The sequence below is a fragment of the Bartonella sp. MU70NMGDW genome (assembly GCF_042194085.1).
In the GTDB taxonomy this organism is placed as follows: Bacteria; Pseudomonadota; Alphaproteobacteria; order Rhizobiales; family Rhizobiaceae; genus Bartonella; species Bartonella grahamii.
In genome coordinates, this window is the sequence record NZ_JBHIMK010000019.1 from 1 (window position 1) to 15124 (window position 15124).

Annotated in this window: 14 protein-coding genes, 2 tRNA genes and 1 pseudogene; 16 read left to right on the forward strand and 1 reads right to left on the reverse strand. The window is 38.7% G+C overall.

Annotated features, from left to right (window positions below; all coding sequences use genetic code 11):
• The first annotated feature begins 1 nt into the window (after position 1).
• Both ACFIKE_RS03240 and ACFIKE_RS03245 read left to right on the forward strand, forming a co-directional pair.
• Positions 2-787 (forward strand): DNA adenine methylase, encoded by a 786-nt coding sequence (locus ACFIKE_RS03240; RefSeq protein WP_375648390.1) that lies wholly within the window; start codon positions 2-4, stop codon positions 785-787.
• 65 nt (positions 788-852) lie between these two features.
• Entirely contained in the window at positions 853-1227 is a 375-nt protein-coding gene (locus ACFIKE_RS03245) for a helix-turn-helix domain-containing protein (protein ID WP_375648391.1), read from the forward strand.
• Positions 1228-1316: 89 nt separating this feature from the next.
• Here the strand turns inward: ACFIKE_RS03245 and ACFIKE_RS03250 are convergent.
• Positions 1317-1392 (reverse strand) — tRNA-Val (locus ACFIKE_RS03250).
• Positions 1393-1564: 172 nt separating this feature from the next.
• Here ACFIKE_RS03250 and ACFIKE_RS03255 point away from each other — a divergent pair.
• From ACFIKE_RS03255 to ACFIKE_RS03320, 14 genes and pseudogenes are all read left to right on the forward strand, one after another.
• Positions 1565-1641, forward strand: a tRNA-Asp gene (locus ACFIKE_RS03255).
• Between the two features lie 297 nt (positions 1642-1938).
• The gene (locus ACFIKE_RS03260) at positions 1939-2304 is read left to right on the forward strand and encodes an NADH-quinone oxidoreductase subunit A (RefSeq protein WP_005773599.1); all 366 of its coding nucleotides are present in this window, start codon (positions 1939-1941) and stop codon (positions 2302-2304) included.
• Positions 2295-2876 (forward strand): NuoB/complex I 20 kDa subunit family protein, encoded by a 582-nt coding sequence (locus ACFIKE_RS03265; RefSeq protein ID WP_375648392.1) that lies wholly within the window; start codon positions 2295-2297, stop codon positions 2874-2876. The genes ACFIKE_RS03260 and ACFIKE_RS03265 overlap by 10 nt, the downstream gene beginning before the upstream one ends.
• Positions 2877-2890: 14 nt before the next feature.
• A complete protein-coding gene (locus tag ACFIKE_RS03270) occupies positions 2891-3502 on the forward strand; it encodes an NADH-quinone oxidoreductase subunit C (protein ID WP_375648393.1) in 612 nt (203 codons plus the stop codon).
• A gap of 121 nt (positions 3503-3623) precedes the next feature.
• Positions 3624-4814 carry an NADH-quinone oxidoreductase subunit D gene (locus ACFIKE_RS03275; protein ID WP_375648394.1) on the forward strand — a complete coding sequence of 397 codons (1191 nt, stop codon included), beginning with the start codon at positions 3624-3626 and terminating at the stop codon, positions 4812-4814.
• Positions 4814-5486, forward strand: a pseudogene (nuoE, locus tag ACFIKE_RS03280) (NADH-quinone oxidoreductase subunit NuoE). The gene ACFIKE_RS03275 and the pseudogene nuoE overlap by 1 nt, the downstream one beginning before the upstream one ends.
• 146 nt (positions 5487-5632) lie before the next feature.
• The gene (nuoF, locus tag ACFIKE_RS03285) at positions 5633-6940 is read left to right on the forward strand and encodes an NADH-quinone oxidoreductase subunit NuoF (RefSeq protein ID WP_375627308.1); all 1308 of its coding nucleotides are present in this window, start codon (positions 5633-5635) and stop codon (positions 6938-6940) included.
• 63 nt (positions 6941-7003) lie between these two features.
• Positions 7004-9073, forward strand: coding sequence for an NADH-quinone oxidoreductase subunit NuoG (gene nuoG / locus ACFIKE_RS03290; protein WP_375648401.1), 2070 nt, complete (start codon positions 7004-7006; stop codon positions 9071-9073).
• A 21-nt stretch (positions 9074-9094) separates the two neighbouring features.
• Positions 9095-10141 (forward strand): NADH-quinone oxidoreductase subunit NuoH, encoded by a 1047-nt coding sequence (gene nuoH, locus ACFIKE_RS03295; RefSeq protein WP_375625919.1) that lies wholly within the window; start codon positions 9095-9097, stop codon positions 10139-10141.
• 14 nt (positions 10142-10155) lie between these two features.
• Positions 10156-10647 carry an NADH-quinone oxidoreductase subunit NuoI gene (nuoI, locus tag ACFIKE_RS03300; RefSeq protein ID WP_273723184.1) on the forward strand — a complete coding sequence of 164 codons (492 nt, stop codon included), beginning with the start codon at positions 10156-10158 and terminating at the stop codon, positions 10645-10647.
• Between the two features lie 93 nt (positions 10648-10740).
• Positions 10741-11361 carry an NADH-quinone oxidoreductase subunit J gene (locus tag ACFIKE_RS03305; RefSeq protein WP_273723185.1) on the forward strand — a complete coding sequence of 207 codons (621 nt, stop codon included), beginning with the start codon at positions 10741-10743 and terminating at the stop codon, positions 11359-11361.
• Positions 11362-11375: 14 nt separating this feature from the next.
• Positions 11376-11684 (forward strand): NADH-quinone oxidoreductase subunit NuoK, encoded by a 309-nt coding sequence (gene nuoK / locus ACFIKE_RS03310; protein ID WP_015856359.1) that lies wholly within the window; start codon positions 11376-11378, stop codon positions 11682-11684.
• Between the two features lie 6 nt (positions 11685-11690).
• The gene (nuoL, locus tag ACFIKE_RS03315; protein ID WP_375627307.1) at positions 11691-13655 is read left to right on the forward strand and encodes an NADH-quinone oxidoreductase subunit L; all 1965 of its coding nucleotides are present in this window, start codon (positions 11691-11693) and stop codon (positions 13653-13655) included.
• Positions 13655-15124: an NADH-quinone oxidoreductase subunit M gene (locus tag ACFIKE_RS03320; protein ID WP_375625906.1), complete on the forward strand. Its 1470-nt coding sequence runs from the start codon at positions 13655-13657 to the stop codon at positions 15122-15124. The genes nuoL and ACFIKE_RS03320 overlap by 1 nt, the downstream gene beginning before the upstream one ends.

Sequence of the window (15124 nt, forward strand, 5' to 3'; positions counted from 1 at the left end):
TATGATGAAACAAGAATTTACACAAACATTGTTTGCGTGGATGGGTGGTAAACACTATCTGCGTAAGAAAATTATACCGATTTTAAATAATATTGACCATGAAACCTATGTTGAACCGTTTTTAGGCTCTGGTGTTATTTTCCTAAATAAAAGACCAGCAAAATATTCCGTGATTAATGATCTGAATGGAGAGATCACGAACCTGTTTCAATGTGTTCAAAATGACTTTGATGATTTAGCCAAACGACTAGAATGGTTTGTTTGTTCAAGACAGTTGTTTTTTGAACTTGCGGCTATTGAACCAGAAAGCCTTTCCAAAGTTGAAAGAGCCGCACGTTTTTTGTTTCTCCAACGTTGTGTGATGTATGGGAAAAAAGATTATGTCTCTTTTAGTTTTGGAAGGAAAAGAACGGCAGAGTTTAATCCCGAAAAGCTGTTATCAAGGATGAGACGTGTTAGACAGAAGCTTCTTGATACGACGATCTTAAATTTATCATGGGATCGGGTTGTCGAGCTTTTTGATGCACCCGACAGTTTATTTTACCTAGACCCGCCTTATCTTGTAAAGAAGAAGTGTTACAGCTCTGGGAATTTTGTTGAAGATGATTTTGTGAGTATGGCAAAAGTTCTCAAAAGCATACAAGGTAAATTTGTCTTGAGTCTCAATGATTGTGATGCGGTTCGAGAGATCTTTAAGGATTTTGACTTTTTAGAATTAGAGACCCTTTGGACATCTGGTTTTGCTAAAAAACCACCCCGAAAAGAACTCTTGATTCGCAATAATTGAGGAAAATCATAAAAAGATTTGTTAGAATCAGAAGAAAATATTTCTTCTCTAATAGGACTTTTTATATGGTTACATCTTTTGGTAAAATTTTACGGAAACTTCGGGTTGATCATTCAGAACGCCTCTTAGATATGGCTAAGAAATTAGACATATCTGTATCATTTTTATCTGCTGTAGAAATTGGCAAAAAATCTGTTCCTGTAGAACTGGAAGAAAAGATCATAGAGCTTTATGGTTTAGATAAAGCAATGGCTTCTCTCTTAAAAAAAGAAGCCTATTCTTGTCGAAAAAGCATCATAATAAAACCTTCTACTCCGTTGCAACGTGAAACTGTTGTTGCGTTTATGAGACTTTTAGATGGCTTACATCAAGAAGCGTTAGCAGACTTCAAAGAAACATTAGAAACATTGTGCGAAGCGTGCTTTATAGAGAAATGTTAGAAAATCCTATTCCCTAACTTTTATTTACGCGCCCCTCACTTAAAAAAACATATGAAGAATCAACAGCTTAATAGGAATATAAAGCTATATGGTGGGCGATGAGAGACTCGAACTCCCGACATCCTCGGTGTAAACGAGGCGCTCTACCAGCTGAGCTAATCGCCCAATGCAATGATTGGCAATTGAATGGGAACTCTTTAAGGAAAAAAATTTCTAAACGCAAGAATAAAGATGGTATTTGATAATTTTTTTTAAAAATGCATAATCCTTCTTGACATAAACGCATGAACCCCTTACACGACCGCTTGTACCAAATTAAATTGGTTCGAAAAAATGCGCGGGTGTAGCTCAGTTGGTTAGAGTGCTGGCCTGTCACGCCGGAGGTCGCGGGTTCGAGCCCCGTCACTCGCGCCATTTTATGATTCCTTGTGAAATTTCCTTTTTAAAATATCCATATGCTATTGAGTGAGGTGGTGAGTATTTGATTGTGGGATAAATGTGTTTTTCTTTCTTTTTATATGGTTTATAAGAATAGGGCTTGCGTCTTTCTTTGCTCTGCGTTACCTATGCCGATAAGAAAAGTATCGCTCTATGTGCCTTTGAAGCAGTATGAATAGAATTAATAGAGCGATTATTAAATTTGTCTGTTTGGTCTCGCAATATTGAATCATTGTGTTAAGCTCAGGCATTTCGTTACGATGGAAGAGGGTTATGGCTTATTTATTGAGCTCTTATTTACCAGTCTTGATTTTCATTATTGTGTCAGCTGTTATTGCTGGAGTTTTGTTGATTACACCTTACATTGTAGCATATCGTTCCCCTGATCCTGAAAAGTTATCGGCTTATGAATGTGGGTTTAATTCATTTAGTGATGCACGCATGAAGTTTGATATTCGTTTCTATTTGGTATCAATTTTATTTATTATTTTTGATCTTGAAGTTGCTTTTCTTTTTCCTTGGGCTGTTTCATTCGAATCAATAGGTATGTTTGGCTTTTGGTCGATGATTGTGTTTTTAGCAATTTTGACTATTGGATTTATATATGAATGGAAAAAAGGAGCCCTTGAATGGAATTAAGATCTAATAATTCAACGATTGCTGCTCCAAAACCAAAAGGAATTATTGATCCCAGTACTGGTGAGCTGATAGGGGCTGATGATAAGTTTTTTCGTGATATTAATGCAGAATTATCAGATAAGGGTTTTTTAGTTACCTCGGCAGATGCTTTGATTACTTGGGCTCGCACCGGTTCTTTAATGTGGATGAGTTTTGGTTTGGCTTGTTGTGCTATCGAAATGATGCAATGCTCAATGCCTCATTATGATAATGAGCGTTTTGGCTATGCACCACGAGCTTCACCCCGTCAGTCAGATGTGATGGTGGTGGCAGGTACTCTAACAAATAAGATGGCTCCTGCTTTAAGAAAAGTGTACGATCAGATGCCAGAGCCACGTTATGTGATTTCTATGGGATCATGTGCAAACGGTGGGGGATATTATCATTATTCCTATTCAGTAGTGCGTGGATGTGATCGTATCGTGCCTGTCGATATATATGTTCCAGGGTGCCCACCTACAGCAGAGGCATTATTATACGGCATATTGTTGCTACAGAAAAAAATCCGTCGTACCGGATCTATAGAGCGATAGAGAGTTTTCTTGTCATGATGGATAAAACTTTGGTTGAACTTGCTGCTTATTTGGAAAACAAGTTAAAAAATAAGCTTGAAGAGACAGTTATTGCTTTTGGTGAATTGACCATTGTGGCACGTCTTGATGCAATTATCGATGTCTTAATGTTTGTTCGTGATGATTCGCGCTGTCAATTTATTAATCTCACAGACATTAGTGGTGTGGACTATCCTTCTCGCGATAAGCGCTTTGATGTTTCTTACCAATTGTTATCTCCTCGTGAGAATTTACGCTTACGTGTAAAAGTTCGTACGGATGAAAATACTCCTGTTGCTTCAGCTTGTACGGTTTATCCTGGTGCAGAGTGGTATGAACGTGAAACGTATGATATGTATGGGATTTTATTTTCAGGACATCCGGATTTGAGACGAATTTTAACAGATTATGGGTTTGAAGGATATCCTTTACGCAAAGACTTTCCTGTGACAGGATTTGTTGAATGTCGTTATGATAATGAAGCAAAGAGGGTAATTTATGAGCCTGTTGTTTTGCGTCAAGAGATGCGTAATTTTGATTTTCTTTCTCCTTGGGAAGGGGGCCAGTATACTTTGCCATGTGATGGAAAAGCGGATGAAAAAAAATAATATTGGTTTTGATAAGGCATTATATTAGAGTACTGTCTTTCTTAAATAATTAAATATTTTTTAGTATGATAGATTTTTTTGATATTTGATATGAAGTTTTTTAAAAAGCAAGGGGTTGATTGTGGCTGAGGTCAATGTTCGAAACTTTAATATCAATTTTGGTCCGCAGCATCCTGCCGCGCATGGGGTTTTGCGCATGGTTTTGGAGTTGGATGGTGAAGTTGTTGAGCGTGTGGATCCACATATTGGGTTATTGCATCGCGGTACCGAAAAATTAATGGAAACAAAAACTTATCTTCAAGCGGCTCCTTATCTAGATCGTTTGGATTATGTTGCTCCTATGAATCAGGAACATGCTTTTGTTCTTGCTATTGAAAAGTTATTGGATATTAAAGTTCCTAAAAGAGGGCAATTAATACGTGTTTTGTTTTCTGAAATTGGGCGTATTCTTAATCATTTGCTTAATGTAACGACACAGGCAATGGATGTTGGTGCTTTAACGCCACCGCTTTGGGGATTTGAACAGCGTGAAAGATTGATGATTTTTTATGAGCGTGCCTGTGGCGCTCGTCTTCATGCAAATTATTTTCGTCCCGGTGGCGTGCATCAAGATTTACCAGAATCTTTAGTTGAAGATATTGGTGATTTTATTGATCCATTTCTTGTTTCTCTCGGAAAACTTGATGCGCTTGTGACCCCGAATCGGATTTTTAAGCAGCGTAATGTGGATATTGGCGTTGTAAGTATTGATGAAGCTTGGGTACGTGGTTTTTCTGGGGTTATGATTCGTGGAGCTGGTGTTCCATGGGATTTACGTAAAAGTCAGCCTTATGAATGTTACGATGAAATGGAATTTGATATTCCTGTAGGTAAGAATAGCGATTGTTATGATCGCTATCTTATTCGTATGGAAGAAATGCGTCAATCAGCAAAAATTATGCGCCAATGTGTGGAGCGTTTGCTGAGTACTGAAAAAAATGGACCGGTTTCGAGCTTGGATCGCAAAGTTGTACCACCGAAACGGAGTGAAATGAAAAGTTCGATGGAAGCACTAATTCATCATTTCAAGCTTTATACGGAAGGTTTTCATACGCCTCCTGGAGAAGTATATGTTGCTGTGGAAGCTCCGAAGGGTGAGTTTGGTGTTTATCTTGTTTCTGATGGAACCAATAAGCCTTATCGTGTCAAGTTGCGTGCTCCTGGGTTTGCGCATCTCCAAGCTATGGATTTTTTAACCAGAGGTCATATGCTGGCGGATGCTACAGCTATTTTGGGTTCGATTGATATTGTTTTTGGGGAGGTTGATCGCTAATGTCCGTACGCCGTCTTGCAGATGAATTTTATCAGCCCGCTGAGTTTTCTTTTACAAAAGAAAATCAGATATGGGTAAAAAATACTATAGAGAAATATCCTGTAGGGCGTGAGCAGTCTGCTGTAATTCCGTTATTAATGCGTGCTCAAGAGCAAGATGGTTGGGTGACACGTGCCGCGATTGAGCATATTGCTCAGATTCTTTCTATGGCTTATATTCGTGTTCTGGAAGTTGCAACTTTTTACACTCAGTTTCAGCTTAAGCCTGTTGGAACAAAAGCGCATATTCAAGTTTGTGGTACAACCCCTTGTATGTTACGTGGATCTGGTGAATTGATTAAAGTTTGTCAGAAAAAAATTCATCATGAACCTTTTGTTACCAATCAGGATGGAACCTTATCATGGGAAGAGGTAGAATGTCTTGGTGCTTGTGTGAATGCTCCGATGGTTATGATTTTTAAAGATACTTATGAAGATCTTACAGCTGAGCGTCTTGAAGAAATTATTGATGCATTTGAAGCTGGGAAAGGTTCTGAGATAACGGTTGGTCCGCAAAGTAGCCGTAAGTCGTCGGAACCGATTAGTGGTTTAACTTCTCTTATTGATGATGAGAAGGAAAAAAAGATCTCTTAAGTCTTCACCCAAAAAGGATAAGGAAAGAGTGGGAACATAATTAAGTATTTTTCTTGAGAAAATATTTTATTATTCTACCCATGATGGCAACATTTAATGAAAAGTAAGAAGTTTTGAAAAGATATTTAAAAATTGCATTTGAGGAAAAGCGGAAAATGCTATGGGTAATAGAAAAAAAGGTGGGGTATGCTAGCTGATAAAGATCGTATCTTCACCAATATTTATGGTTTAAAAGACAAATCATTAAAGGCTGCGATGTTGCGTGGGCATTGGAATGGTCTGAAAGAGATGATTGACAAAGGTCGTGATTGGATCATTGATGAGGTGAAGGCATCGGGTTTACGCGGTCGTGGTGGTGCTGGTTTTCCTACCGGAATGAAGTGGTCTTTTATGCCAAAGCAGAATGATGGGCGTCCTCATTATTTGGTTGTCAATGCTGATGAATCTGAACCTGGAACTTGTAAAGACCGTGATATTTTACGTCATGACCCCCATACTTTGATTGAAGGATGTGCAATCGCTACTTTTGCTATGGGAGCCAATGTTGCTTTTATTTATATTCGTGGTGAATATATTCGTGAACGTGAAGCGCTTCAAGCTGCCGTTGATGAATGCTATGATGCGGGTTTACTTGGCAAAAAAACGAAATATGGGCATGCTTGTGATATTGTTATTCATCATGGAGCTGGTGCTTATATTTGTGGTGAAGAAACAGCTCTTCTTGAAAGTCTTGAGGGGAAAAAGGGACAACCTCGGCTTAAACCACCATTTCCTGCCAATATGGGGATTTATGGCTGTCCAACAACAGTAAATAATGTAGAGTCCATTGCTGTAGTTCCAACGATTTTGCGGCGGGGTGCTTCGTGGTTTTCATCAATCGGACGAGCAAATAATGTTGGAACGAAATTATTTATGGTTTCAGGGCATGTTAATGCACCTTGTACATTTGAAGACGCTCTTGGTGTTTCATTCCGTGAATTAATTGAAAAACATACGGGTGGTGTTCGTGGTGGATGGAATAATCTTTTAGCAGTTATTCCAGGGGGAGCTTCTTGTCCAGTTGTCCGTGGTGAGGATATGATCGATGCAATCATGGATTTTGATGGGATGCGAGATGTTGGGTCTTCTTTTGGCACGGGGGGAATGATTGTTATGGATAAATCAACCGATATTATCAAGGCAATTTGGCGTATAGCTGCTTTTTTCAAGCACGAGAGTTGTGGTCAGTGTACACCGTGTCGTGAGGGGACGGGGTGGATGATGCGTCTTTTAGGGCGTATGGTTGAGGGAAGAGCGCAAAAACGCGAGATTGATCTTTTGTTTGAAGTGTCGAAACAGGTTGAAGGACACACTATTTGTGCGCTTGGTGATGCTGCCGCATGGCCTGTACAGGGGTTGATACGTAATTTTCGTCCGGAAATCGAGCGTAGAATTGATGAATACACGCGAAATGTAGTCCAAAGCAAAAATATTGCTTTAGAAGCTGTAGGATAGAAGATTTTTTAAAGAGCAGCCGAATGCAAATTTTAAGTGGGTTATCCGCAGGTTGGATGGGTGATGATAAATATCAAAGTTGATGGCAAAGAGATTGAAGTTCCTGATTACTACACGTTGCTTCAGGCTGCTGAGGCGGCTGGGGCAGAAATTCCACGTTTTTGTTTTCATGAATCTTTGTCAATTGCTGGAAATTGTCGTATGTGTTTGGTTGAGGTTAAGGGTGGTCCTCCGAAACCTCAGGCTTCTTGTGCTATGGGGGTTCGTGATTTACGATTGGGGCCTAACGGTGAAGCACCTGAGATTTTTACCAATACGGCGATGGTAAAAAAAGCACGTGAAGGTGTTATGGAATTTCTTCTCATTAATCATCCTTTGGATTGTCCTGTGTGTGATCAAGGGGGAGAATGCGATCTTCAAGATCAAGCAATGCTTTATGGGCGTGATTGTTCTCGTTATAGTGAAAATAAGCGTGCTGTAGAAGATAAATATATTGGGCCACTTGTGAAGACAGTTATGACACGGTGTATCCATTGCACACGCTGTGTTCGATTTACAACAGAAGTCGCAGGTATTTCTGAGCTTGGTTTGATCGGTCGCGGCGAAGATGCTGAAATTACGACATATCTTGAAAAAGCTATGACATCTGAATTACAGGGAAACGTTATTGATCTTTGTCCGGTGGGAGCTTTAACTTCAAAACCTTATGCGTTTCATGCTCGTCCGTGGGAATTGGTAAAAACGGAATCAATTGATGTGATGGATGCGCTTGGTAGTGCGATCCGTATTGATAGCCGTGGCCGTGAGGTTATGCGGATTATGCCGCGTACGAATGAAGATGTAAATGAGGAATGGATCTCTGATAAAACGCGTTTTATTTGGGATGGATTGCGCACTCAGCGGCTTGATAGGCCATATGTACGCAAAGATGGAAAGCTTCAGCCTGTCAGTTGGACAGAAGCTTTTGCAAAAATTAAAATGGTGGTTTCTAAAACCTTGCCAGAAAAAATTGGAGCGATTGCTGGAGATCTTGCGTCTGTTGAGGAAATGTATGCCCTTAAAGCATTATTGAGTTCTTTGGGCTCAACGCTTTTTGATTGTCGCCAAAGAGGGGGGGCTTTATCGCCTGAGTTTGGGCGTTCGAGTTATATTTTTAATCCTACAATTGCAGGTATTGAACAGGCTGATGCACTGCTTATTGTGGGATCTAATCCACGTCATGAAGCGGCTGTTTTAAATGCGCGTATTTTAAAGCGCCAACGGATGGGAAATTTTCCTATTGCATTAATTGGAGAGAAAGTCGATTTACGTTATCCTTATTCTTATCTTGGATCTGGGAGTGATACATTAACGACACTTATTCGTGGAGAGGATGTTTTTTTAAATGCCTTAAAAGAAGCGAAGAGGCCCCTTATTCTTATCGGAGAGGGAGCTGTTTCAGGAAATGAAGGTTTATCTGTTTTAAAAAGTCTTGCTAAATTAGCTGACAATATTGGTGCTCTTAGTGAAGAATGGAATGGGTTTGGGATTCTTCATAATGCAGCATCGATTGTTGGAGGATTGGACATAGGCTTTACTTCTAAGCTTGGGGTTGCAAATATTCTTAAAACCTGTGAAGTTTTATTTTTACTTGGTGCTGATGAAGTAGAATTAGCCAATACAAAAGCTTTTACAGTTTATATTGGTAGCCATGGTGATAATGGTGCACATGCTGCTGATGTTATTTTGCCTGCATCTGCTTACACTGAAAAATCAGGGCTTTATGTGAATACAGAAGGACGTGTCCAAATGACAAATCGGGCTGGTTTTGCTCCAGGTGAAGCAAAAGAAGATTGGGCTATTTTGCGTGCTTTATCGGATATTTTAGGACAAAGACTCCCTTTTGATTCTCTTTCTCAATTAAGACAATGCTTGTTTAATGATTATCCACACCTTTGTGCTGTTGATGATATAGTACCTTCTGATGTAAGTGGTCTTAAGGCGCTTGGTTCAAAAATGGTTTCTCTAGAGAGTCACACCTTTACTTCTATGGTTAAAGACTTTTATTTAACAAATCCGATAGCACGTGCTTCTGCTGTTATGGCTGAATGTTCATCTCTTGCAAAAAACCGTGCTACGCAAACTATAAAGTAAGGCAAAGGAAAAGGAATAATGATGTATGATTTCTTTATGACTTGGCTGTTGCCATTACTCATTATAGTTGGAAAAACACTTCTTCTTTTGGTCGTTCTTTTGATCTTAGTTGCTTATCTTCTTTACGCAGATAGAAAGATTTGGGCAGCGGTGCAATTGCGTCGTGGACCAAATGTTGTTGGTCCATGGGGTTTGTTACAGTCTTTTGCAGATTTAATTAAATTTGTTGTTAAGGAGCCTATTATCCCTGCAGGTGCAAATAAGGGTGTTTTTCTTTTGGCTCCTTTTGTTTCAGCGACACTTGCTTTATCAACTTGGGCTGTTATTCCTGTCAATGAGGGCTGGGAGGTTGCGAAGATTAATGTTGGCTTGCTTTATATCTTAGCCATTTCATCTCTTGAGGTTTATGGTGTCATTATGGGGGGATGGGCATCGAATTCAAAATATCCTTTCTTAGGAGCCCTTCGTTCGGCGGCACAAATGGTTTCTTATGAAGTTTCCATTGGTTTTGTGCTTGTGACTGTCATTTTAATAAGTGGTTCGTTGGATCTCACAACAATTGTTCATAAACAAAGTTCTGGAATTGGTACAACTCTTGGTCTTCCTTTTAACAGCTTTCTCGATTGGAATTGGTTGGTCCTTTTTCCAATGTTTATTATATTTTTTATTTCTGCGCTTGCAGAGACAAACCGTCCTCCATTCGATTTGGTGGAAGCAGAATCTGAACTTGTAGCTGGTCATATGGTAGAATATTCTTCAACGCCTTACATGCTTTTCTTTCTTGGTGAATATGTTGCGATTGTTTTAATGTGCGCATTAACAACTATTCTATTTTTAGGCGGTTGGCTGCCACCTTTAGATGTTTGGTGGCTTAATTGGGTTCCTGGTATCATTTGGTTTATTTTAAAAGTCTGTTTTGTATTTTTTTGGTTTGCTATGGTTAAAGCATTTGTTCCACGTTATCGCTATGATCAGCTCATGCGGCTTGGTTGGAAGGTTTTTCTTCCTCTCTCACTAGCAATGGTTGTGATAACTGCTGCTTTTTTAAAGTTTACGGATTTCGTTTAAGAGGAGATTTTACGATGTCAGGTTTTATTCAGGCGGCAAAGTCACTTCTTCTATTGGAATTTGTGAGTGCTTTTTTCTTAGCCATGCGTCAATTTTTTTCACCAAAGCCCACGATTAATTATCCTTATGAAAAAGGCTTTGTATCTCAGCGTTTTCGCGGTGAGCATGCATTGCGTCGCTATCCAAATGGTGAAGAAAGGTGTATTGCTTGTAAATTATGTGAAGCAATTTGTCCTGCTCAAGCGATTACAATTGAAGCTGGACCACGGCGCAATGATGGTACGCGTAGAACTGTTCGTTATGATATCGATATGGTTAAATGTATCTACTGCGGTTTTTGTCAAGAGGCTTGTCCGGTTGAAGCTATTGTCGAAGGTCCAAATTTTGAGTTTGCGACGGAAACACGTGAAGAACTTTATTATGATAAAGAAAAGCTTTTATTAAATGGAGATCGCTGGGAGCGAGAAATTGCTCGCAATATATTGATGGATGCGCCTTATCGCTAAGTGTATCGTTAAATGAGGTGTCGGATATTTTCCGATAAATTGTAATCTGGTATGAAGTTTATACCAATTGTTTGAATAATTAAGGAGAAGCCTATGCTAACAGATCTAGCGGCGGCATTTTTCTATTTGTTTGCTTTTATTATGCTAACAAGTGCAGTTATTGTTATTACAGCACGCAATCCAGTGCATTCTGTTTTGTTTTTAATTCTCGCATTTTTTAATGCAGCAGCTTTATTTTTGCTTGCAGGAGCAGAATTTTTAGGGCTTATTCTGCTTGTTGTGTATGTAGGAGCTGTCGCTGTTTTATTTTTGTTTGTCGTTATGATGCTTGACGTTGATTTTGCTGAGTTAAAGAGTGGAACTCTTCGGTATGCTCCTATTGGAGCTCTTATTGGTGTTATTATCGCTGTAGAATTGATTGTTGTTTTTGTGAGTAGCTATTTTTCTCCAGTTTTGAGAACACATGTTACGCAACCAATGCCAGATTTAGCGCAGCGAACAAATACACAAGCATTAGGAGATATTCTCTATACGGATTATGTTTTCTATTTTCAAATTGCTGGAATGATTTTATTGGTTGCAATGATTGGGGCTATTGTTTTAACACTTCGTCATAAATTAGGAGTAAAGCGGCAATCTATTGCGGAGCAAGTTTCTAGAACGGTAGAAAGTGCCATTGAAATCAAACAAGTTGAATCAGGTAAAGGTATGTAAGGGGGGCTATGTAGATGTATATTGATATTACACATTATCTCACTGTTTCTGCTTTGATGTTTACAATTGGTATTGCTGGAATTTTTCTCAACAGAAAAAACGTGATTATTATCTTGATGTCCATTGAGCTTATATTGCTTTCAGTTAATCTCAATTTTGTTGCGTTTTCAGCATTTCTTCATGATCTCGTTGGTCAGATATTCGCTTTATTTGTCTTAACCGTAGCAGCTGCTGAAGCTGCCATTGGTTTAGCAATTCTGGTCGTTTTTTTCCGTAATCGTGGTTCCATTGCGGTTGAAGATGTTAATGTAATGAAAGGCTAACCAGTGATGTATTATACGATTGTCTTTCTTCCGCTTTTGGGTTTTTTAATTGCTGCACTGGGTGGAAAAACGATAGGAGATCGTGCGAGTGAATTGATAACATGTAGCTTTATGGTTGTTGTTGCCATATTATCGTGGATAGCATTTTTCAGTATTGCACTTGGTCATATTCCAAAGATTGACGTATTGGTATTACATTGGATGACTGTTGCTGACTTAAGCTTTAACTGGGCTTTACATGTTGATGCATTAACAGCTGTCATGCTTATTGTTGTGAACAGTGTTTCGGCATTGGTACATATTTATTCAATTGGTTATATGCACCATGATCCTTCAAGGTCTCGTTTTTTTTCTTATCTTTCTTTGTTTACATTTATGATGCTTATGTTGGTGACATCCAATAATTTGATTCAGATGTTTTTTGGATGGGAAGGTGTAGGACTTGCTTCTTATTTACTCATTGGTTTTTGGTTTCAGCGCGATTCTGCTAATAAGGCTGCAATGAAAGCTTTTGTGGTCAATCGTGTTGGAGACTTTGGTTTTCTCTTAGGAATCTTTAGTATTTTTGTTTTATTCCAATCGGTTGATTTTGCCTCTATTTTTGCAAAAGCTGCAAACAATAGCTTTATACAAAATATGACATTTTTAGGTTGGCAATTTGATGGGCAGACGGCAATTACCATTACATGTCTTTTATTATTTATTGGTGCGATGGGAAAATCAGCACAATTTCTTTTACATACTTGGCTGCCTGATGCAATGGAAGGGCCAACCCCTGTATCAGCGCTTATTCATGCCGCTACAATGGTAACGGCTGGTGTTTTTATGGTTGCGCGTATGTCGCCAATTTTTGAACTTTCTTCGACTGCTTTGACCGTGATTATTATTGTTGGTGCAACAACAGCGTTTTTTGCAGCAACTGTGGGGTTGGTGCAGAATGATATTAAGCGTGTTATTGCTTATTCTACATGCTCTCAACTTGGTTATATGTTTGTGGCATTAGGTGTTGGAGCTTATGGCGCTGCTGTCTTTCATCTTTTTACGCATGCTTTTTTTAAAGCCTTATTGTTTCTTGGTGCAGGTTCTGTGATTCATGCTGTATCTGATGAACAAGATATGCGAAAAATGGGTGGGTTACGCAAACATATAAAGGTCACCTATTGGATGATGATGGTCGGGACCATTGCATTGACCGGTGTTGGGATTCCAGGAACACTTTTCGGGACTGCAGGTTTTTTCTCGAAAGATGCGATTATAGAGTCTGCTTTTGCATCCCATAATATTGCTTCAGGATATGCTTTTTATCTTCTTGTTTTTGCTGCCTTTTTAACAAGTTTCTATTCATGGCGGCTTATCTTTATGACATTCCATGGTAAACCACGGGCAACAGTTGATGTTATGCATCATGTTCATGAATCGCCTCCAGTTATGTTGATTCCACTCTTTCTTTTATCTATTGGAGCAATATTTTCTGGTGTCGTTTTCCAACCTTACTTTTTTGGTGACTTGTATAATGCTTTTTGGAAGGGAGCATTATTTACAAGCAGCCACAATCACATTCTTCATGATTCCCACCATGTTTTTAATTGGGTAAAATGGTCGCCATTTATAGCGATGGTTCTTGGGTTTATTTTAGCTTATTTATTTTATGTTTCTATTCCATCTCTTCCTAAGAAAATGGTTCGTATTATGCCAAGAGCATATAATTTTCTTTACCAAAAATGGTATTTCGATCAATTATATAACTTTTTATTTGTTCGTCCTACCTTTAGAATTGGTTCTTTTCTTTGGAAAGTGGGAGACGGTAAAATTATTGATGGTTTAGGTCCTAATGGTATCGCAGCGCGTGTTGTTGATATTACAAATAGAATTGTTCGATTGCAAACAGGCTATCTTTACCACTATGCATTTGCAATGCTTATCGGCGTTGCATTACTCATTACATGGATGATGATCGGGGGCGTAAACTAATGACCGATTGGCCTATTCTTTCTACGGTTACATTTTTGCCACTTATTGGTGTGCTTCTGATTTTGTTTATCAAAGATGATAGTGAAGTAGCACGCCATAATATACGTAATGTCGCATTTTTTACGACTCTATTTGTTTTTATTATTTCTTTAATTATTTGGATAGGATTTGATTCTAGCAACCCAAATTTTCAAATGGTTGAAAAGTCCAGTTGGTTAGGGGGGGGCATTAGCTATCATATGGGGGTTGATGGTATTTCTATTCTTTTTGTTGTTCTCTCGGCTTTTCTTTTGCCTTTTTGTATTTTAGCAAGTTGGGAAAATGTTAAAGAGAGATTAAAGGCTTATATGATTGCATTTCTTCTTCTAGAAGTTGCGATTATTGGCGTTTTTTGTGCTCTTGATGCAATGCTATTCTATGTTTTTTTTGAAGGCAGCCTTATTCCAATGTTTATCATTATAGGTGTATGGGGTGGAGCACGTCGTGTTTATGCAAGTATAAAGTTTTTCTTATATACTTTACTTGGTTCAGTGCTTATGCTGGTTGCTCTTATGGCTATGTATTGGGAGGCTGGGACACTTGATATACCAACTTTACTCAATTACCAGTTTCCTGCTCATATGCAAATATGGTTATGGCTTGCATTTTTTGCTTCTTTCGCAGTTAAAATGCCAATGTGGCCGGTTCATACATGGCTTCCTGATGCTCACGTGGAAGCACCGACAGCGGGTTCCGTTATTTTAGCTGGTGTCTTACTCAAATTAGGTGGGTATGGTTTTCTTCGTTTTTCTTTGCCTATGTTTCCTATCGCTTCAGCAGATTTTGCACCTTTGATTTTCACATTATCACTTATCGCTATTATTTATACGTCGTTGGTTGCACTTGTTCAAAATGACATCAAAAAGCTTATTGCTTATTCTTCAATAGCTCATATGGGGTATGTGACAATGGGCATTTTTTCTGCGAATGAACAAGGGATACAAGGGGCTATTTATCAGATGCTATCCCATGGAATTGTTTCAGCAGCGTTGTTTCTTTGTGTTGGGGTTATCTATGATCGCTTGCATACACGTGAAATTTCAGCGTTTGGTGGTTTAGTGAATAATATGCCTAAATATGCTGTTGTTTTCTTAATTTTTACTATGGCAAATGTTGGTTTGCCTGGAAGCTCAGGATTTTTGGGTGAATTTTTAACCTTAATAGGTGTTTTTCAAGTAAATAAATTGGTTGTTGTTTTAGCAACAACAGGTGTTATCTTATCGGCAGCCTATGCCCTTTATCTTTATAGGCGTGTGGTTTTTGGTTCCTTGGATAAAGAGAATTTAAAAGTATTAATAGATCTTTCTTTAAGAGAAAAATTCATCCTTTATCCAATGGTTGTTCTTACAATATTCTTTGGTATCTATCCAACGCCTATTCTTAAAGCAACGGCGTTTTCCGTAGAAACCCTCATCAATAAACTGCACTAG

What these genes read in the sequence shown, in the direction of transcription:
- ACFIKE_RS03240 (WP_375648390.1), top strand. Translation starts at nt 2, where the DNA reads ATGATGAAACAAGAATTTACACAAACATTGTTTGCGTGGATGGGTGGT.
- ACFIKE_RS03245 (WP_375648391.1), top strand. Translation starts at nt 853, where the DNA reads ATGGTTACATCTTTTGGTAAAATTTTACGGAAACTTCGGGTTGATCAT.
- ACFIKE_RS03260 (WP_005773599.1), top strand. Translation starts at nt 1,939, where the DNA reads ATGGCTTATTTATTGAGCTCTTATTTACCAGTCTTGATTTTCATTATT.
- ACFIKE_RS03265 (WP_375648392.1), top strand. Translation starts at nt 2,295, where the DNA reads ATGGAATTAAGATCTAATAATTCAACGATTGCTGCTCCAAAACCAAAA.
- ACFIKE_RS03270 (WP_375648393.1), top strand. Translation starts at nt 2,891, where the DNA reads ATGATGGATAAAACTTTGGTTGAACTTGCTGCTTATTTGGAAAACAAG.
- nuoF (WP_375627308.1), top strand. Translation starts at nt 5,633, where the DNA reads ATGCTAGCTGATAAAGATCGTATCTTCACCAATATTTATGGTTTAAAA.
- nuoG (WP_375648401.1), top strand. Translation starts at nt 7,004, where the DNA reads ATGATAAATATCAAAGTTGATGGCAAAGAGATTGAAGTTCCTGATTAC.
- nuoH (WP_375625919.1), top strand. Translation starts at nt 9,095, where the DNA reads ATGTATGATTTCTTTATGACTTGGCTGTTGCCATTACTCATTATAGTT.
- nuoI (WP_273723184.1), top strand. Translation starts at nt 10,156, where the DNA reads ATGTCAGGTTTTATTCAGGCGGCAAAGTCACTTCTTCTATTGGAATTT.
- ACFIKE_RS03305 (WP_273723185.1), top strand. Translation starts at nt 10,741, where the DNA reads ATGCTAACAGATCTAGCGGCGGCATTTTTCTATTTGTTTGCTTTTATT.
- nuoK (WP_015856359.1), top strand. Translation starts at nt 11,376, where the DNA reads ATGTATATTGATATTACACATTATCTCACTGTTTCTGCTTTGATGTTT.
- nuoL (WP_375627307.1), top strand. Translation starts at nt 11,691, where the DNA reads ATGTATTATACGATTGTCTTTCTTCCGCTTTTGGGTTTTTTAATTGCT.
- ACFIKE_RS03320 (WP_375625906.1), top strand. Translation starts at nt 13,655, where the DNA reads ATGACCGATTGGCCTATTCTTTCTACGGTTACATTTTTGCCACTTATT.